Origin of the sequence: Falsigemmobacter faecalis, assembly GCF_003863335.1 — a bacterium.
Lineage (GTDB): Bacteria > Pseudomonadota > Alphaproteobacteria > Rhodobacterales > Rhodobacteraceae > Wagnerdoeblera > Wagnerdoeblera faecalis.
The window spans coordinates 23238-41938 of record NZ_RRAZ01000024.1 but is presented as its reverse complement, the minus strand read 5'-3'; the positions used below and the strand labels follow the sequence as shown (position 1 = coordinate 41938).

Below are 18701 nucleotides of genomic sequence, written 5' to 3'. Positions count from 1 at the left end.
AAATATCCTGAAAAGGCGGGCGTGCTTCGGGGCAGCTCTGCCCCGAAGCGACTGCCTCAGAAGCCGTGGCGGGTCACATCGACTTTGGAATAGACCTCGCGCCAGTAAAGATCGGTCAGCGCTTCCGCATCGCTGATATCTTTGGTCAGCCCGACCCATTTCTCAACCAGCGGGCGGAACTCTGCCAGCATTTCCGGCGCGCGGGCGAGGCCCTTGCCCTTCGCCGTCTCGCTCATGGCGGCCAGATCACGCTCAACAAAGGCGGCAGAGGCGTCACGCAGGGCCGCATCGGCCTGATGCACCTGCACGCCGCCGGCGCGGATCTTCTCCAGCACCTCCGCCTCGCCCGCGTGATAGGCCCAGGTCGCCACCGCATTGGCGCGCGCCGCCGCCTTCATAAAGGCACCGCGTTCCGCCTCTGACAGCTCCTGCCAGACCTCACGGTTCACATTGGTCAGCGAGGCAATATAGACCCCGCCCGGCGCACCCAGCGTGACATGTTTGACCGAGGCCCCCATGCCGAAGTTCTGCACATCCGGCACCGCCAGCACGATGCAGTCGAGCACGCCCTGCGACAGCGCCTCCAGCATCTCATTGCCCGACATGGTGACCGGGGTCGCGCCCACCGCCTCAGACCAGCGCGCCCAGGCCGCGCCGCCGATGCGCAGACGCGCGCCCTTCATCTGCTCAAGGCTGGCCACCGGGCGGGTGCAGTTCAGCCCATAGCCCGGCGTGCCCGCAGCCCCGGTATAGACCTGATTTTGCGCGGCAAATTCGGTGGTGCATTCCGGGCAGTTCAGCATGACATATTCCGCCATCGCCCCGGCATAGGCGGGACCCGCAACCTTCGCCGCCTCCTCGCCCATCAGGTTCAACAGCATCGAGGCATCCAGCAGGAAGTTCGTCGCCGGAAATTCTGCCGGGAAATAGGTCGACATCACGGTGCCAATATCGGCCAGCCCCTCGCGCAGCCCGGAGGAAGTTTCGGCCATGTTCAAAAGCGACATGGCATAAACCTTCGCGCTCAATGCGCCGCCGGTTTCCTGCGACAGGGTTTTGGCGAATTCCTCACCGCCCTGAATGGTATAAGAGCCAGGCGGATGGCCGATGGCGAAGTTCAGCTCGCGCGCAAAGGCGGGGCTGGTGGCCAGGCCCGCGCCAAGTGCGGCGGTCAGAAGCGTGGTTTTCAAAAGCGTCATCTTATCCTCCCTGATGGATGACTGCGGCGTCAGATCAGCGCTGCCAGAACCCCGGCGCGCTGTTTTGGTAGCCAAGCGAGAGGTAAGCGGCATCAACCAGCGCCTGCCCCCTTTCGTTGAGAAAAAGTCCCGGGCCCTGGCGGTTCATCGCATAACCAAAGGAGAGCCCCGCCCCGGGGTCGGAAAACCCCAGCGAGCCGCCCATGCCGATATGGCCAAAGGCGCTGCGCCCGAAGATCAGCCCCTCCCCCCCCCGGGTCGGGGCGCGGTTGTCCATGCCCAGCATAAAGCCCGCCCCAAAGCGCGCGGGCACCCGCAGCACCTGGTCGCAGTGGCAGGCCGAGGTGGCGGTGGAAAATGCCGCAATCCGGTCGCGGCTGAGGCCAAGGCGGTGGCCGCCTTCGGTCAGCGCTTCAAAAAGCCCGGCCAGCCCACGGGCGTTGGAAATACCCCCGGCCGCGCCGATTTCCGCGGCATGGCCTTCGCGGCTGTTCACCCCGCGCGCGGCCCAGTCGCCGGAGTTGAAAACAAAGGCATGGGTCGCGCTTCCTGGCGTCTTTGCGGCACGCAGAAAGGCGGTCTCGGGGGCGTCCCGACGGCTGCGGTGCGCCTCAATCGGGGCGACGCGGGGCTCAAGGGCTTCGGGCAGGCCGATGTAGAACTCAATCCCCAGGGGCTTTGCGATCCGGCGCGCAAAGAACGTCCCCAGGCTCTCGCCCGTCAGCCGCCGCACCAGCCCACCGGCCAGAAAGCCAAAGGTCAGCGCGTGATAGCCCTGGCCTGTGCCAGGGACCCACCAGGGCTCTTCGGCGGCCAGCCGTTCTTCCATCAGATCCGGGCGCAGCATGGCATCACCGGGCAAGGGCGCGCGCAGCGCCGGAAGGCCCAGACTGTGGTCAAAAAGCATGCGCAAAGTGCCGCCCAACTGACCCGCCCGCAGTTCCGGCCAGACCGCGCTGAGGGGCGCATCGGGGTCGATTCTGCCCTCCTCCACCAGCAGATGCAGGCAAAGCGCGCTGGCCACCTTGGTGCAGGAAAAGACCAGATGCAGCGTCTCCTCCTGCCAGGGATCGCCCTCAGGCGCGGTCAGCCCGCCCCAGAGATCCACCACTTTCCGCCCCTCATGCCAAAGGCAGAGCGCCGCGCCCAATTCCCCCCGATGGGTGAAATTGCGCTCAAATTCCGCACCGAGCCGCGCAAATTCGGGCGCACAGCTTCCGCGGATACTCACGGCTGACGTCATCTTCCCCCCTCCCTTCCTTCGCGTCACATCCGGGTGACACGAGAGCCCGCTTGACAGATATAAACGACTGGATAAAACATCTGTTTTAGACGAGTGTTTCAGACGCTATCCGCAGAGTCGCAGCCGGTCAAGACCAAGCCGGAGACGGACTGTGAAAGAGAAGGCCCGGATCCGGGCGGGAGGGTGCGCCGCATCCTCGGGAGGAAGTAAGCCTATGTCCGATATAGAGAAAATCGCCGAACGGCTTGATCTGACCCGCCTGGAGGAGGCGGTTGAGAGTGCCAATATTCCGACGCTGCTGATGGTTCTGGTGCAGCTGACGGCGGATCTGAAATGGCTGGAGGCGCCCTATCGCCCGCTGCGCCCGCGCGGGCTTGATGACAATGACGATGCCCGCCTGCCACCGGAGATTCAGCGCGAAATCCGCGACGCCGCCTGCGCGGCCCTGACCCGCTGGAGCGAGACGGGAGAGGTGGCCCTTGCCAGTCCCGCGCCGGAGCTGCTCGCCCGCATGCTCTCGGTCTCGATGGGCGAGGATGTGCCTGAGGCTTATGGCGAAAACATCGCTGCGGGCCTTGGGATCGGGCCTCAGGCACGGCGCTTTGCGCCGCTGCCGCAGCGCGCGGGCTTTCGGGCGCTGATCGTGGGGGCAGGGGTCTCGGGGATCTGTGCGGCAATCCGGCTGCAAAAGGCGGGGATCCCCTTTCAGATCTTTGAGAAAAACGACGCTTTCGGCGGCACCTGGTATGAAAACCGCTATCCCGGCTGCGGGGTTGACACACCAAACCACATCTACAGCTTCAGCTTTGCCCCGCATGACTGGGCGCAGTATTTCGCCCTGCGCGATGAGCTTTACGCCTATTTCCGCGGTGTCGCCGAGCGCTTTAACCTAGCCGACCACACCACCTTTGAGGCTACGGTCGAAGAGGCCCGCTGGCTGGAGGAAAGCCGCGAATGGCAGGTCCGCATCCGCCACGCCGATGGCCGGATCACCGAGGAGCGCGCGGCCATCGTCATCTCGGGCGTGGGGGTTCTGAACACGCCCCTGGTACCGCCGATTGAGGGGCTGGAGAGTTTTTCGGGTCAGTCCTTCCATACCGCGCACTGGCCGCAGAACCTTGATCTTACAGGAAAAAAAGTGGCTGTGGTCGGTAATGGCGCAACCGCCATGCAGATCGTCCCGGCCATCGCCGATGCGACCGCCCATCTCACGGTCTTTGCCCGCTCAAAGCAATGGGCCGCGCCCTTCCCGCAGTTCCGCCGTGCGGTGCCGGATCCGGTGCGCTGGCTGCTGGCCAATGTGCCGCTTTATCAAAAATGGTACCGCCAGCGCCTTGCCTGGACCTTCAACGACCGCATCCACCCAAGCCTGCAGAAAGACCCCGACTGGCCGCACCCCGAGCGCGCGCTGAACGCCACCAATGATCATCACCGCCGCATGTTCACCGATTACGTGAAGGCCGAACTCGGGCCCCGCCAGGACCTGCTGGAGAAGGTGCTGCCGGATTTTCCGCCCTTCGGCAAGCGGATGCTGCTCGACAATGGCTGGTACCGCACGGTGGCGCGGCCCGATGTAACTCTGGTTGATCAACGGCTTACGAAGATTGAAGGGGATACTCTGACCGCCTCGGACGGCAGCCGGCATCAGGCCGATGTGCTGATCCTTGCCACCGGCTTTAAGGCGGCGGAAATCCTTGGCTCTCTGCCGGTCATCGGGCGCGGCGGCGCGAGCCTGCGTGAGGTCTGGAAGGGCGATGACGCGCAGGCCTATCTGGGCACTGTGGTGGCGGGTTTCCCGAATTTCTTCACGCTTCTGGGTCCCAATGTGGGGCTTGGCCATGGCGGCAGCATCATCAGTTCTATCGAGAACCAGATGGATTATGTGATGAGCGTCCTTGAGATGATGCTGCGCGAAAATCTCGCGGCGGTTGAGGTGAAATCCCCGGTCTATGAAGACTATGCCCGCCGCGTGGATGAGGCCCATTCGCGCATGGTCTGGACCCATCCGGGCATGGAGAACTGGTACCGCAATTCGCGCGGCCGGGTGGTTGCCATTACGCCCTGGCGCAATGATGACTTCTGGCGCATGACACGCCGGGCCAGGCCGGAAGATTTTGAGCTGACACCGGCCGCCACCGCACAGGCTGCGTGCGCCTGAAACCATCTGCGGCCGGGTCCGGCGGAGGAGAACTCCGGACCCGCACCGCCCGACACCATTGGGGAGGACTTCATGTTCAGCTGTATCGACGCGCCCGCCGTTCCCGAAACCACCGATCCGCGCATCCCGGCCCGCGACCGCGTGGTCACGCGCAATCTGATCGACCGCTTTGCCCGCGAAACACCCGAAGCGACCTTCGTGCGCTATGACGATACCGGCGAGGAATGGAGCTTCGCCGCCTTCCGCGAGCTGATCCTGCAGACCGCGCTTGGGCTTCAGGCGCTTGGCGTGGCCCAGGGCGATCACGTGCTGGTCTTTGCCCCCAACAGCCGCGAGCAGATCCGGCTGTTCTTCGCGCTGAACTACATCGGCGCGGTCTATGTGCCGATCAACACCGCCTATAAGGGTCGCCTGCTGGAGCATGTGATCGAGGTTTCGGATGCGAAACTGGCGGTGGTGCATTCCGATCTGACCGGGCGACTGGCGGGGCTTGGGCTGCACCGGCTCGAACAGATCCTGCTGCTCGGGTCCGGCGACGGTGCCGATGCGCCGCTCCCGGTCAAAACCTGGGCAGAGAGCATGCTGCCCGCCTCCGGCGTGTTGCAGCCCCTGAAGCGCCCGATTGAGCCCTGGGATCCGCAGTCGATCATCTTCACCTCCGGCACCACGGGTCCCTCCAAGGGGGTGCTGTCGTCTTATCTGCATCTGTGGACCAATGCGGGGCCTGAGACCTGGACCTTCGTGCGCGACACCGACCGCTATCTCATCAATTCGCCGATGTTCCATATCGGTGGCATGGGGCCGATGTATTGCATGCTGGCGCGCGGGGCCTCTTTCGCGGTGGTGGAGCGCTTTGAGACCGCGACCTATTGGCAGACCATCCGCAACAACCACTGCACCGTGGCCTTTCTTCTGGGCGTTATGGCGACCTTTCTTGAAAAGCAGCCCCCCCGCGAGGAGGATGCCGAAAACCCGCTGCGTCTTGTGCTGATGGTGCCGCTGGCGGCCAATTCCGAAAGCTTTGCCCGCCGCTTTGGGGTCGATGTTCATACGATCTTCAATATGACCGAGATCTCAACGCCGATCATCTCAGAAGCCAACCCAAGGGTGCGCGGCACCTGTGGCAAAGCCCGCCCCGGTGTTGAGGTGCGTCTGGTCGATGAGAACGACTGCGAAGTGCCGCGCGGCAAAACCGGTGAGATGATCCTGCGCTCTGACCGTCCCTGGGGGATGAACTCGGGCTATTACAAAAATCCTGAGGCCACCGCCAAAGCCTGGCGCAATGGCTGGTTCCACACCGGCGATGCGTTTCAGCAGGATGAAGAGGGCAATTACTTCTTCGTCGACCGTATGAAAGACGCGATCCGCCGCCGCGGCGAGAATATCTCCAGCTTTGAGGTGGAGGCCGAGGTCGCCGCCCATCCCGATGTCAGCGAAGCCGCCGCCGTGGCCGTGCCCTCGGATCTGGCGGAGGATGACGTCATGGTCATCGTGGCCCCGGTTGAGGGTCGCAGCCTTGATCCGGCCGAACTCATCGAATGGCTGCGCCCGCGCATGGCCTATTTCATGATCCCGCGCTACATCCGCGTGCTGCCGGCGCTGCCGAAAACCCCGTCCAACAAAGTGCTGAAGCACGAGTTGCGCGCCGAAGCCGTGACCCCCGACACCTGGGACCGCGAGGCCTCGGGGATCCGCCTGAAAAGCGAGCGTTTTACCGCCACTGCCTGACCAACTGCCCGGCCACCGCGCGCCCCGGAGGAGGGGGTGCGGCCGGGTCTTACACCCATGGGAGGAAGCTCTATGACCATATCTGCCGGAACCGTTATCCTGACCGCTACCGAGCGGGTGATTTTTGGCCAGCCCGCCGCTGAGGCTCTGGCCGCCGAAGCGGCCCTTCTGGGCGCGAACCGGGTGATGCTGATCACCAGCGCCTCGCTGCGTGAAAGCACCGATGAAATCAGCCGCATTGAGGCCGCGCTTGGCGCGCGCCATGCCGCGACCTTCAGCGGGGTTGCTCCGCATGGGCCGCGCACCGATGTTATCTCAGCGACCGAGATGGCGCGGGACTGCAAGGCCGATCTGATCGTCTCGGTCGGGGGGGGCTCGGTCACGGATTGTGCCAAGATCGTGCCGATCTGCCTGTCCAATGATATCCGCACCGCCGCCGATATGGGGCGTCTGCATATCCAGGTGAATGCCGAAGGCCAGCTGATCAACCCGACCGCGCTGCCGGAGTTTCGCCCGCAGAGCATCCGCACGATCTGCGTGCCGACCACGCTTTCGGGCGGTGAGTTCAACCCGCTCTCGGGCGCGACGGATCGTGAGACCGGCCATAAGCAGGGCTATGAGCACCGCCTGATGGCCCCGGTCAGCATCATCCTTGATCCGGCCATGACGCAGCATACCCCCGAATGGCTCTGGTTCTCGACCGGGGTGCGCGCGCTTGATCATGCGATTGAGACGCTGCAGTCCTTCCGCTCGAATGATTATTGCGACGGGCTTGCCGAAAGTGCTTTGCGGCTGCTGATTGAGGGGCTGTCGCGGGTGAAAGCCGATCCGCAGGATCTCGACGCGCGGCTGAAATGCCAGATCGGCGTGTGGCAGTCGATGCTGCCGATCATCGGCGGCGTGCCGATGGGCGCAAGCCATGCCATCGGCCATGTGCTGGGCGGGCTTTGCGATGTGCCGCATGGCTATACCTCCTGTGTGATGTCGCCCTTCGTGCTGCGCTGGAATGCGGAAGTGAACGGCGAGCGGCAAAAGCGCATCTCGGCGGCCTTTGGCGCGCCCGGGACCCCGGCCGGGGATCTGGCCTGCGCCTTCATCACCTCGCTCGGCATGCCGCGCTCGCTCTCGGCTGTCGGTGTGACGCCCGAGCGTTTCGCGACCATCGCCGACTATACCATGCAGGACATCTGGGGCCGCACCAACCCGCGTGAAATCACCGGCCCGGAAGATTTCATCCGCATCCTTGAGACCGCGGCCTGATGCAGGCGGGCAGAGCCCATGGCTCTGCCCTGTCTTTCTTTGCGCAGCGGTCAGATCATCTCTGACGGGCGCGTTCCGGTGATGCCGACCGGCAGATTCATCGCGCTTTGCAGCGCATGGCCGAAGCGGCAGATCTTTTCATCTTCAAGCGTGCCGCCGATCAGCATGGTACCCAGCGACAGACCATCCGGCCGCCGCCCTGCCGGCACGGAGATGGCGGGCAGATCGAGCAGGTTCACGAAGTTCGTATAGCTGCCCATATTGGCATTCAGGCGAATATTATCGGCTTCCAGCCGGGCAATCGTATAGGTGGTGGGGGTGGTCGGAGTGACGAGGAAATCCACCTCTTTCAACAGCTTGCGGAAGTTTTGTTTGGCAGCATTGACGATGTACATCTGCTTGAAGACTTCGGTCGCGGTCCATTTCGCGCCCCAGGACAGGATCTCTGCGGTCGCCGGATGCAGCGCCGAAGGGTCCTGATCAAAGCGCTGGTGGAAATTCGCATGGCGCTGCGCGATGAAGACCCCTTCATAGAGCATGCGGGCCACGGTCAGATAATCGCTGACATCGACCTCAACCGCCTCACCGCCGAGGCTTTTGAGCACCTCGACCGAGTGACGGAACAGCTTTTCGGCCTCGGCGTCGCCATCAAAGAAGATCGACTGCTGATCGGGGATCGCAAAGCGGAACGCTGCCGGGATCGGAGCCAGGGTGATGCGGAAGGCCTCCGCCTCGGGCTTTGAGTTCGGATCACTCGGGTCCCAGGTGAACCAGGCATTGTGCAGCTCCACCGCATCCGCCACGCTCAGCGTCAGCATATTGTCCGAGCCGCACATCCCCGCCGGGGATTTCCCGGCCCGTGGCACAAGGCCGGGTGTCGGTTTATAGCCGACAATTGCGTTCAGCGCCGGGGGCACCCGGCCCGAGCCTGCCGCGTCATTGGCGGCCGCAAAGCTGACAAGCCCCGCGCCAACCGAGACGCCCGCCCCGGAGCTTGAGCCGCCTGAGATATAGTCCTTGTCAAAGACCGAAGCGGGGATGCCGAAGTCCGTGCGCACCCCCACAAGCCCCATCCCCAGCTGGTCCATATTCTGGGTGCCAAGGGCAATCGCCCCCAGATCCTGCAGCTTTTGGATCGTGCAGGAGGTCTCCTGCGGGATGTGCTTCCAGGCTTTCACCGCCGAATAGGCCGGAACCCCCTTCATCACGAAGTTATCCTTCACCCCGAAAGGGAGACCCCAGAAGGGCTGGTCGTCTGAGCGGCCCTTTGCCTCCAGATCCGCCGCGCGGGCGAGGACTTCTTCGCGGGGGAAAAGGGTGATCCAGACGTGATCCTCGCCGCGCGCCTCGATGCGGTCGTAGACTGCGTTGATCAGCGCGGTGGGCGTCAGGCCGCCGTCAAAGGCGCGGCGCAGGGTGGCCAGATCCAGCGATCCGGTCATGGGGTCCCAGGTCAGGGTCATTTCATCTCTCCGTTTGAATGCGTGAGGGCCGCGCAATAGCCGCGCCAGCCGCCGGATCTGCTGATGTCTTCGGCCTGGCCGAGCGCGATGGGTTCGGCCACAAAGCCCTTCACCCACCGCCCGTCGATCAGCCGGTTCATACCGATGGCCATGGGGACGGGGATGGCCGCCACAAAAGCCCCAAAGGCTGCCGGGCTCAGCGCCCAGATCTCAACCTCGATCGCATGGCCGGTGCCTTCGGCCACCCGCTGAAGCCCGGGCCGCGGCGGGGCGAGGTCGTTCAGGGCATAAAGCTGATAATCCGCAGCCGTGGTGGTGGTCTCGCGCAGCTCTGCCCCCAACCCGGTCAGCTGGTGATTAAGCGCCATGCCCGAGAGATGCGCACCACAGACGGCGAGCAGGATCTCTTGATAAGTCATTAAATTTCCTGTCTTTCATCCCGGATCACAGGGGGGCGATCCGGGTCTGTCTCAAATGTTGCGCCGCCGCTTTGCGCACGATCAGCAGATGGTGGCGCAAAAGATCCGCCGCTTTCACGGCGTCGCCTGCGGCGATGGCAGCGGCGATCTCGCGGTGCTCGGCATGAGAGCTTTCGAGGCGGCGGGCGAGATCGAACTGACGCGCGCGAAACACCGCCACCGACATGCGAACCTGGCGGATGGCCCGGATCAGTGTTTGGTTACCGGTGGCCTCATAGATGGCGTTGTGAAAGGCGCGGTTATGGGCGCGAAAGCCCTCACGATCATCCGCCTCGACGAGGGAGGCCGCTGCCTCCACCTCTGCAATCAGCCCCTGCGCCGCCTCCGGCGTGATGCGCAAAGCGGCCAGCCGCCCGGCGACGGCCTCCAGCTCCGCCATGGCCTCAAACCGGTCGAGCAGCACTTCGTCATCGATCCGCGCCACCGAGGCCCCGCGATGCGGGGCCATCTCAACCAGCCCAAGCGCGGATAATTCGCGCAGGGCTTCGCGCACCGGCGTGCGGGACGCGCCGAAATGCTCAGCGATCAGCGTCTCTTCGAGCCGCGCGCCCGAGCCGAGGCGACCGGTCAGAATGGCCTCCGTCAGCTCCCGCACGATGCGGCTGGCCATCGGCTCACGGGCCTTGCTTGCGGGATCTGCTTTGACCATTTGCGCGTATCCCCTCAGGCCAGGTCGAGCATATCGACCAGCGGTGCGCTCAGATGCGCCCAGGGGCGCGCCTCTTCAAAGGCACGCGCCGCGCGCAGCACCAGCGCATCCCCCAGATGCGGACCCACGATCTGCAGACCCACGGGCAGCGCCTCTTTCGTCAGACCCGCCGGCAGCGAGACCGCCGGTTGTCCGGTGAAGTTGAACGGCTGGCAAAAGCCCGACCAGGTGAAGCCTGAGACCATCTGCCCGTCGATCTTCTCGGGCCCCTGCATATGCACCGGAAAGGCCGGCACGGCGAGGGTCGGCGAGATCAGCAGATCATATTGCGACATCAGTTTCCAATGCGCTTCAACCACTTCCTTGCGGACCATATTGGCATTGGTGAAATCTTCCGCCGTCCAGTCGCGTGAGATCATCGCCGCAAGATGGGGCGACATATACTCCGGATGCCCGGACAGCATGGCGCGCATGCCCTTCAGATCGCTTTCGGCCATGATCAGCGCGGTAAAGGCGTCGCGCGGGTTGCGGTGGCCGGGATCCACTTCGGTGAGCGTTGCCCCGATCGCTTCGGCATAGGCAAAGGCCGCCTCACGCACCAGGCGGCGCACTTCCGGATCGACGGCCAGAAAGCCGAAATCCTCTGAGAAGGCGATCTTCAGGCCGCGCGGCAGCGGCTCTTCATAGGCCTCCATCCAGTCGAAATCCTGCGGAATGGTGTGACGGTCGCGCATATCCGGCCCGGAGATGACCGAAAGCATCAGGGCGGCATCTTTCACCGTGCGGGCAACCGGGCCGATATGCTCCAGCGACTCCCAGCCTGACAGCCCCGGAAACCGCGGATCGCGACAGCCCGGCCAAAGCGGCACCCGCCCCATCGAGGCTTTGAAGCCCACCAGACCCGAGAGCGAGGCCGGAATACGGATCGAGCCGCCGCCGTCTGAGGCAATCGCAAAGGGCGAGACCCCCGCCACGACCGAGGCGGCCGACCCTGCGGACGAGCCGCCTGGCGTCATGGCCAGGTTCCAGGGGTTGCGGGCGGTCTCAAAGACCGGGTTGTGGCCGACGCCGGAATAGCCAAACTCCGGCACATTGGTTTTGCCAAGGATCACCGCCCCGGCTTTGCGCAGACGCGCGACCGAGATGTCGTCATCCTCCGGCATGAAGCCGAGGTAGTATTTCGAGCCCATCACGGTCGGCAGATCTTTGGTGGCGACCAGATCCTTGATCCCCACCGGCACACCGGCGAGGGGGCCGGGATCTTCTCCGGCGGCGATCTTTGCATCCACCGCATCGGCCATGGCGCGGGCGAGATCGGGGGCCGGGTGGCAATAGGCGTGGATATGCGGCTCGGCAAGGGCCATGCGCGCGAGGGCTGCTTCTGTTACGTCACGGGCGGAGATATCGCCCGCCTTCACCTGAGCAACGATCTCAGCCGCGGAGAGTTTGGAATAGTCTTTGTGATTCAGCGTCATGACGCAGTCCTCAGGCAAAATGGCAGGCCGCGCCGTGATCCGGCGCCGCGAATGTCAAAAGCGGAGCGGACTGCGCACAGCGGTCCTGCCCCACCGGGCAGCGGCCATAAAAGCGGCAGACATGAGGATTGGGATTGATCGGGCTGCGGGCATCGCCCTGCAGGGTGATGCGCCCCTCGCTGCGGCCCGGAATGGCGGAGAGAAGCGCGCGGGTATAGGGGTGGCGCGGGTTTTCAAACAGCGCCTCCGTCGGCGCGATTTCGACCAGCTTGCCGAGATACATCACCGCCACGCGGTCGCAGATCATCCGCACCACATTCAGATCATGGCTGACGAAGAGATAGCTCATGCCGAGGCGGCTGCGCAGATCATCGAGCAGCTTCAGGATCAGCACCTGCACCGACACATCGAGCGCCGAGGTCGGCTCATCAAGGATCAGCAGCTCCGGCTCCAGCACGATGGCGCGGGCGATCCCCACACGGGCTTTCTGCCCGCCGGACAGCTGGTGCGGAAAGCGGTCCAGCAGCGCCACCGGCAGGCCCGAGCGCTCTGCGGCCAGCGCCACCGCTTTGGTGATCTCCGCCTCAGACATGCCTTTGGTCAGACGGCGCAGCGGATCGGCGATGGATTTCCCCACCCGCCACTGCGGGTTCAGGCTGTCGGTCGGGTCCTGAAAGACCACCTGGATCCGACGGCGGTCGGCATCACGACCAAAGGTTTTCGCCGGGCAGCCTGCGATATCGCGCCCGTTCAGGAGGATCGCCCCCTCTGTCGGGTCAACGAGGCGGGAAATCAGCCGTACCAGAGTGGATTTACCGCAGCCGCTTTCGCCCACCAGCCCCAGGCTCTCGCCTTTGCCGATGGAGAAAGAGACATCGTCCACCGCATGAAGATGGCCGCCCTTGACCGGATAGAGCTGTTTCAGGCGGGTGAGTTCCAGAAGATCAGACATCAGGCAGCCTCTGCATTCAGGTCTGCGGCCCGGGCGCAGGCCACGTGATGCGCGGGCCAGACAGCCCCTGCGGCGGGGCGCAGTTTCTGCGGCACATCGCAAATATCTGCTGCGTAATGCGGGCAGCGCGCGGCGAACCGGCAAAGCGTGGTCGCTTTGCGCAGATCCGGCAGATTGCCGGGGATCGGCTCCAGATCAGAAAGCGCCGAGGTTCCGTCCGGCGTCGCCTTCAGCAGACGCCGGGTATAGGGATGCGCGGGCCTCGCAAAGATCGGCCCGGTCGCGCCGCTTTCCACGACATGGCCTGCATGCATCACCACAAAGCGGTCGCAGTAATCGGCCGCAAGCGCGAGATCATGGGTGATGAGAAGGGTGGTCATCCGCTCAGAGGCCGCTTTCTCGCGGATCAGATCCATGATGGCGGCCTGGGTGGTCACATCAAGCCCGGTGGTCGGCTCATCCGCGATCAGGATCTCGGGCCGGGCGGCGAGGGCAAGGGCGATCATCACCCGCTGGCACATGCCGCCGGACAGCTGGAAGGGATAGGATTTGTAGCGCGCCGCAGGGTCAGGGATTTTCACCTCTGCCAGGGCCTGCACGGCCGCTTCACGGGCGTCTTTGCGTGTCAGGCCCGAGTGGCGGTGCAGCACATCGGCGATCTGATCGCCGATCCGGCGGATCGGGTTCAGCGCGGCGCGGGCGTTTTGAAAGATCATCGAGATGGTCTTGCCGCGCAGCGCCTCAATATCCGCCTTCGGCGCGCTCAGATAATCGAGCCCCGCCACGCGCATCGTTCCGGCCTGAACATCGGCGGTTTTCGGCAAAAGCCGCGTCAGCGCATAGGCGGAAACCGATTTGCCTGAGCCGCTTTCCCCGACCATGCCCATGGTCTCGCCCCGGCGCAGTGAGAAGCTTACGTTTTCAAGAACATGCAGCAGCCCCTCGCGGGTGCGGAAGCGCACATTCAGATCCTCGACCTCAATGATCGGAACATCGGCAGCCCTCGGCATCATTCACGCCCTTTCGGATCGAGCAGGTCGCGCAGACCATCGCCCAGCAGGTTGAAGGAAAAGACCGCCAGCACCAGTGCGAGTCCGGGGAAGAAGAAAAGCCACCATTCGCCCGAGATGATGTACTGCGCCCCTTCCGAGACCATGATCCCCCACTCCGGGGTCGGTGGCCGCACGCCGAGACCAATGAACGACAGACCCGCCGCGTTCAGAATGGCCCAGCCAAGGTTCAGCGAGATCTGCACCATCATCGGCGGCAGGATATTGGGGATGATATGCAGGCACAGGACCTGCATCCGGCTGTTGCCGGTCAGCCGCGCGGCCTCCACATAGCCGGCACCCAGCCGCGCGTTCACCTCAGAGCGCGCAAAGCGCATGTAGAAGGGCAGGTTGATGATGGCCGTCGCCAGGATGATGTTCCAGATCGAATTGCCAAGGGCGGCCACCACCCCCATGGCCAGCACGAACAGCGGGAAGGCCATGATGGTATCTGACAGCCGCCCCAGAATGCGGTCGGTCCAGCCGCCCCAATAGCCTGCGATGGCGCCCAGGATCAGACCGCCTGCAAAGGACATCGCGACAGCCGCCACCGCGATGCCGAGGTCAATCCGCGCCGCCACCAGGGTGCGCGAGAAGATATCGCGGCCCAGATGATCGGTGCCAAAGAGATGCTGCAGGCCTGGCGGCTGCAGCGTATTGGCTGAGCTTTCGAGCGGGCCATAGGGCACCACCCAGGGGCCAAAGATCGCCACAAAGACGAGGCCGGCAAAGATCAGCGCAGCAAAGAGGGTGAGCGGGCTTTGCTTCAGAATGAAGGCCAGGTTCCCGGCCACCCGCCGCAGCCCCGAGGGCCGCTTCTGAGAGAGATCACGCGTCATGGCTCACCCTCGGATCGATGATGGTATTGGTAATGTCGATGATGAGATTGAGCAGGATATAGATCACCGCCATTATCACCACGAAGCCCTGGATCGCGGCATAATCTGAGATCAAGACCGCCTCGACTGCATAAGAGCCGATGCCTGGCCAGCCATAGACCTGCTCAATCAGCACATTGGCGCCGAGCAGGAAGGAAAAGACCATGCCGATGATATTGATCATGGGCATCATGGCGTTGCGCAGCGCGTAATTGATCAGGATCGTGCGGCGCGAAAGACCAAGGGCGGTGGCGGTGGTGATGAATTCCGCATTCAGCACCCCGAGCATCGAGGCCCGGGTCATCCGCGCCAGCGGGGCCAGCGCAAAGAGCGACAGCGACAGCGCCGGAAGCACCAGCTGCGCGGCGGCCGCGCGGAAGGTCTCAAAATTGCCCTCCAGAAGGGCGTCGATGGTGTAAAATCCGGTCACTTCCGCAGGCGAAGAATACCAGATCTCCAGCCGCCCGATGGGCGAAGGCGCCCAGCCGAGACGGAAGTAAAAGACATAGATCAGCAAAAGCCCGATGAAAAACGACGGCAGCGCCGCCGCCAGGGTGGTCGAGCCGCGGCAGATATGGTCGATCCAGGTTCCGGGCTTTACGGCGGCCAGAATGCCCATCGGCAGCGCCACCGCCAGCGCGATGACCAGCGCCAGCAGCGTCAGCTCCATCGAGGCGGGCAGGCGGCGCATCAGATCGTCCAGCACCGGCTGGCCCGAGGCAAAGCTCAGGCCCAGATCGCCGTGCAGAAGGTCGGTGATATAATCGAGGAACTGCCACACGATGGGCTGATCAAAGCCCAGCTGCGCGCGCACCCGGGCGATGGATTCAGGCGTGGCGGCGGGTCCGGCGAAAAAGGCCGCCGGATCCCCCGGCATCGCCCGGGAGACCACAAAGGTCAGCACCATCACCCCGAAAAGCGAGGGGACCGCACTGGCCAGACGTTTCAGGATGAAGCCTGTCATGACCGTTATGCCAGTGCTGCCAGAAGATCGTCAGACCTGGCCACCGTGCCGAAAATGCCGTGGCCCATTTTGGTGATGCGCAAAATGGTCTCGTGGTTTTTCTGCAGCGTGGCATTGCAGCAGTCTTCCAGCAGCATGCATTCAAAGCCACGGTCATTGGCATCGCGCATGGTGGTATGCACGCAGCAATCCGTGGTGACGCCGGTAAAGATCAGATTGCGGATGCCGCGCACGCGCAGGATATGTTCAAGATCGGTGGCCCAGAAAGCACCTTTGCCGGGCTTGTCGATGATGGGCTCACCGGCGGCGGGGTAAAGCTCGGGCACAATATCCCAGCCCGGCGCGCCGCGGGTCAGCATCCGGCCATGCGGGCCGCTTGCGCCGATTTCCGCGCCAAGCCGTGCCGAGCGCCAGCGCTTGTTGGGGTTGAGATCGGCCAGATCTTCGCGGTGACCTTCGCGGGTGTGAATGATGGTGAAGCCTTTTTCACGCATCTTCTCCAGCACCGCTCTGGTGGGGGCGACGGCGGCGGCCATGCGGCTTACATCCCCGCCCGACTGCGCGCACCAGCCCTCAGCCCCGACGAAATCGATCTGCATATCGATAAGGATCAGCGCGGTCTCTGCGGGGCTGAAGCCGCCGTCAAAGGGCCAGGCATAGGGCTGAGAGGCGACCTGAGGGAAAGCGGTTGCGGTCATGGCTCAGGCCTCCAGCGTTTTGAGAACATCGGTCGAGGCGCAGACCGAGCCGTAATGCCCGCCCATGATCCGCATCATCTCAACCTGATCGAGGTGGTTTTGATGATCGGCGCAGCCGCAGCAGTCTTCGAGCATCACGCATTCATAGCCGCGGTCATTGGCATCGCGCAGGGTGGACTGCACGCAGCAGTCGGTGGTCACGCCGCAGAGCATCAGGTTGCGGATGCCGCGCCGCTGCAGCACCTCATCAAGATCGGTGGCCATGAAAGAGCCCTTGCCGGGCTTGTCGATCATCAGATCGCCCGGTTCCGGCGCAAGCTCAGGAATGATGTCCCAGTTCGGCTCGCCCCGGACCAGAAAACGGCCCAAAGGCCCCATATCTCCCAGACCCCTGCCGGTCAGCTGCCGCGAGCGCCAGCGCTTGTTGGCGGGCAGGTCGGAAAGATCGGGTTTATGACCTTCACGGGTATAGATCACCGTGTAGCCTGCCGCCCGCAAGGCGGGCAGCAGTTTTTGCAAAGGCGCGATGGGGCGGCGGGTATTGGCCAGATCCACACCGCATGAATGCACCCATCCCCCTTCGGCGCAGAAATCAATCTGCATGTCGATCACCAGGATCGCGGTGTTTTCGGGCTTCAGGTTGCCGTCAAAGGGCCAGGGATAAAGGCCGTCGACATATCGCTGCATGGCGATGCTCCTCAGGGTCGTCTCAAGGGGGGGATGCGGCAGGCGTCAGTTTTTCACGAGCGTGCGCAGGTTCAGATGTGAATTGAACCAATACTCATAGCCGTCGATGTTCTTCTGGAAGGCCACATCGTGGAAATCCTGGGCGATCGGGATCTTCGGCAGATCTTTCATCGCCAGCGCGATGGCCTCTTTCAGCTGCGCCTCATAGGCGGCGGTATCGGTTTCAAACCGGGCTTGATCGATCAGCGCGTCAAACTCAGCCGATTGATAGCCGGAGGTGTTGAAGACCGAATTGTTGCCGCCGTGATAAGTCCAGTAAAAGTGGTAATCGGCATAATCGAGCCAGGCGAAGAAGCCGGTAAAGACAGCGGGCATCTTCTTGTCCAGCAGACGCGCGATCCAGTTCGCGCCCGGGACTTTCTCCACCTCTGAGGTGATACCGATTTTGGCCAGGTTTTCCTGGATCAGCAGCAGCGCCGGCTCATAGATGGTCGAGTTGCTCAGATCGAAAAAAAGGTTGGTTGTGAAGCCTTCCGGGTAGCCCGCTTCGGTCAGCAGCGCTTTGGCTTTGTCGAGATCGGTGTAATAGGGCGATTTCACCGGCCAGGAAGCCTCATAGCCTGCCGCCGGATCGGCGCCGAACATGCCTTTGGCGCGGCCATGCCAGGCTTTGTCGATGATGTCCTGATAGGGGATCGCGTAAGCCACGGCCTCGCGCACCTTCGGGTTCGAGAAGTGCTCATCTTTCAGGTTCAGCTCAAGGCCGACCAGCGAGGATTGTTTCGGCACGCCAATCACTTTGAGGCGGTCGTCCTGCGCGATTTCGGCAAAATCCTTCGGCGGCAGGCCCAGCGAGACATCCGCATCGCCTTTTTCCAGCAGCGCGCGGCGGGTGCCCGCCGAGGAGATCTGGCGGTAGATCACCCGCTTCATCGCCGGGACGGGGCCGTTCTTCCAGTCGTCAAAACGCTCAAAGATCAGCTCGCTGCCGGGGGTGAATTTGATCACCTTATAAGCGCCGCCGCCGGCGGTGTTATTGGCCAGCCAGGCATTGGCCCAGGGGTCCTCAGCCGTCGCATGTGACAGCGCGAGGTCCGCGTTGAGGACGATCGGGATCGGCACGCCGAGATCAGGCAGCGCCAGTTTATTGCCATCGGGCACCGAGACTTTGAAGGTATGGCTGTCGATCACTTCAAACTGATCGGGGGACGAAAGCGAGCCTGCATCCATCTGGATCTGCGGAAAGCCGCCTGCGGCCAGGGCGCGGTCAAAGGACCATTTGACGTCCTTTGCCTCCACCGGCGAGCCATCGTGGAAGGTCGCGTCTTTGCGCAGGTGGAAGATATAGGCTTTGCCGCCGTCGATCACGTCCCAGCTTTCGGCAAGCTCGGGCGTGATGGTGTCTTTGTCGTAGGTCTTAACGCCATCGGCATTCACTTTGGTGCCAAAGGAGACCAGGCGGTCATAGGCATGCCAGGCGACGAAGCGGGTGTAGTCATTGGCGGTCGGCGTCAGCGTGTCGAGCGAGTTCGGCCCCTGTTCGCCGACAACGACCAGAATGTCTTTGCGGGCATCGGCATCGGCATGGGCGGGAAAGGCGAAGGCGCTGAGGCCGAGGGCAAGCTGGGCGAGCAAAAGCGCACGGCGGGTCATGGAAAAGGTCATATCTGGTCCGTTCTTCAGGCAATTCTGGACCGGTCCGCAAAAGCCGTCAGGCCTGAGCGGTCGGGGGGAGGGGGCAGTCACTGATAAGCGGATAGGCTACTTCCCGAGCTTTCTGCCCGGGCAGCGGAACGGGCAAGCTGACGCCCGCAGGAAA

Annotated in this window: 16 protein-coding genes; 3 read left to right on the top strand and 13 right to left on the bottom strand. The window is 63.5% G+C overall.

What is annotated here, in order from left to right; all coding sequences use genetic code 11:
• Nucleotides 1-56: 56 nt before the first annotated feature.
• Together EG244_RS14940 and EG244_RS14935 are read right to left on the bottom strand one after the other, a co-directional pair.
• A complete protein-coding gene (locus EG244_RS14940) occupies nucleotides 57-1199 on the bottom strand; it encodes a C4-dicarboxylate TRAP transporter substrate-binding protein (protein ID WP_124965869.1) in 1143 nt (380 codons plus the stop codon).
• A 34-nt stretch (nucleotides 1200-1233) separates the two neighbouring features.
• Nucleotides 1234-2442, bottom strand: a complete 1209-nt coding sequence (locus tag EG244_RS14935) for a serine hydrolase domain-containing protein (RefSeq protein ID WP_124965868.1) — start codon at nucleotides 2440-2442, stop codon at nucleotides 1234-1236.
• A 214-nt stretch (nucleotides 2443-2656) separates the two neighbouring features.
• Between EG244_RS14935 and EG244_RS14930 the strand changes: the two genes are divergently transcribed.
• From EG244_RS14930 to EG244_RS14920, 3 genes are all read left to right on the top strand, one after another.
• The gene (locus EG244_RS14930; protein ID WP_124965866.1) at nucleotides 2657-4600 is read left to right on the top strand and encodes a flavin-containing monooxygenase; all 1944 of its coding nucleotides are present in this window, start codon (nucleotides 2657-2659) and stop codon (nucleotides 4598-4600) included.
• A gap of 72 nt (nucleotides 4601-4672) precedes the next feature.
• Nucleotides 4673-6328 (top strand): AMP-binding protein, encoded by a 1656-nt coding sequence (locus EG244_RS14925; RefSeq protein ID WP_124965864.1) that lies wholly within the window; start codon nucleotides 4673-4675, stop codon nucleotides 6326-6328.
• A 72-nt stretch (nucleotides 6329-6400) separates the two neighbouring features.
• The gene (locus EG244_RS14920; protein WP_199737993.1) at nucleotides 6401-7588 is read left to right on the top strand and encodes an iron-containing alcohol dehydrogenase; all 1188 of its coding nucleotides are present in this window, start codon (nucleotides 6401-6403) and stop codon (nucleotides 7586-7588) included.
• A 50-nt stretch (nucleotides 7589-7638) separates the two neighbouring features.
• Here EG244_RS14920 and EG244_RS14915 read toward each other — a convergent pair whose 3' ends face one another.
• From EG244_RS14915 to EG244_RS14865, 11 genes are read right to left on the bottom strand one after another with little or no spacing between them, the layout of a single operon-like run.
• A complete protein-coding gene (locus tag EG244_RS14915) occupies nucleotides 7639-9051 on the bottom strand; it encodes an amidase family protein (protein WP_124965860.1) in 1413 nt (470 codons plus the stop codon).
• Entirely contained in the window at nucleotides 9048-9470 is a 423-nt protein-coding gene (locus tag EG244_RS14910) for an allophanate hydrolase-related protein (protein ID WP_124965858.1), read from the bottom strand. Before EG244_RS14910 ends, EG244_RS14915 begins: the two co-directional genes overlap by 4 nt.
• Before the next feature lie 25 nt (nucleotides 9471-9495).
• On the bottom strand, nucleotides 9496-10179 hold the full coding sequence (locus tag EG244_RS14905; protein WP_124965856.1) for a GntR family transcriptional regulator: 684 nt from the start codon (nucleotides 10177-10179) through the stop codon (nucleotides 9496-9498).
• Nucleotides 10180-10193: 14 nt separating this feature from the next.
• Nucleotides 10194-11654, bottom strand: a complete 1461-nt coding sequence (locus EG244_RS14900; protein WP_124965854.1) for an amidase — start codon at nucleotides 11652-11654, stop codon at nucleotides 10194-10196.
• 10 nt (nucleotides 11655-11664) lie between these two features.
• Nucleotides 11665-12606, bottom strand: coding sequence for an ABC transporter ATP-binding protein (locus EG244_RS14895; RefSeq protein ID WP_124965852.1), 942 nt, complete (start codon nucleotides 12604-12606; stop codon nucleotides 11665-11667).
• On the bottom strand, nucleotides 12606-13619 hold the full coding sequence (locus EG244_RS14890; RefSeq protein WP_124965850.1) for an ABC transporter ATP-binding protein: 1014 nt from the start codon (nucleotides 13617-13619) through the stop codon (nucleotides 12606-12608). Before EG244_RS14890 ends, EG244_RS14895 begins: the two co-directional genes overlap by 1 nt.
• Nucleotides 13616-14494 (bottom strand): ABC transporter permease, encoded by an 879-nt coding sequence (locus tag EG244_RS14885; protein ID WP_124965848.1) that lies wholly within the window; start codon nucleotides 14492-14494, stop codon nucleotides 13616-13618. The genes EG244_RS14890 and EG244_RS14885 overlap by 4 nt, the downstream gene beginning before the upstream one ends.
• A complete protein-coding gene (locus tag EG244_RS14880; RefSeq protein WP_124965846.1) occupies nucleotides 14484-15497 on the bottom strand; it encodes an ABC transporter permease in 1014 nt (337 codons plus the stop codon). The genes EG244_RS14885 and EG244_RS14880 overlap by 11 nt, the downstream gene beginning before the upstream one ends.
• Nucleotides 15498-15502: 5 nt before the next feature.
• Nucleotides 15503-16195, bottom strand: coding sequence for a cysteine hydrolase family protein (locus EG244_RS14875; RefSeq protein ID WP_124965844.1), 693 nt, complete (start codon nucleotides 16193-16195; stop codon nucleotides 15503-15505).
• A 3-nt stretch (nucleotides 16196-16198) separates the two neighbouring features.
• Nucleotides 16199-16882 carry a cysteine hydrolase family protein gene (locus tag EG244_RS14870; RefSeq protein WP_124965842.1) on the bottom strand — a complete coding sequence of 228 codons (684 nt, stop codon included), beginning with the start codon at nucleotides 16880-16882 and terminating at the stop codon, nucleotides 16199-16201.
• 45 nt (nucleotides 16883-16927) lie between these two features.
• Nucleotides 16928-18547 (bottom strand): ABC transporter substrate-binding protein, encoded by a 1620-nt coding sequence (locus EG244_RS14865; protein ID WP_124965840.1) that lies wholly within the window; start codon nucleotides 18545-18547, stop codon nucleotides 16928-16930.
• Nucleotides 18548-18701 lie beyond the last annotated feature (154 nt).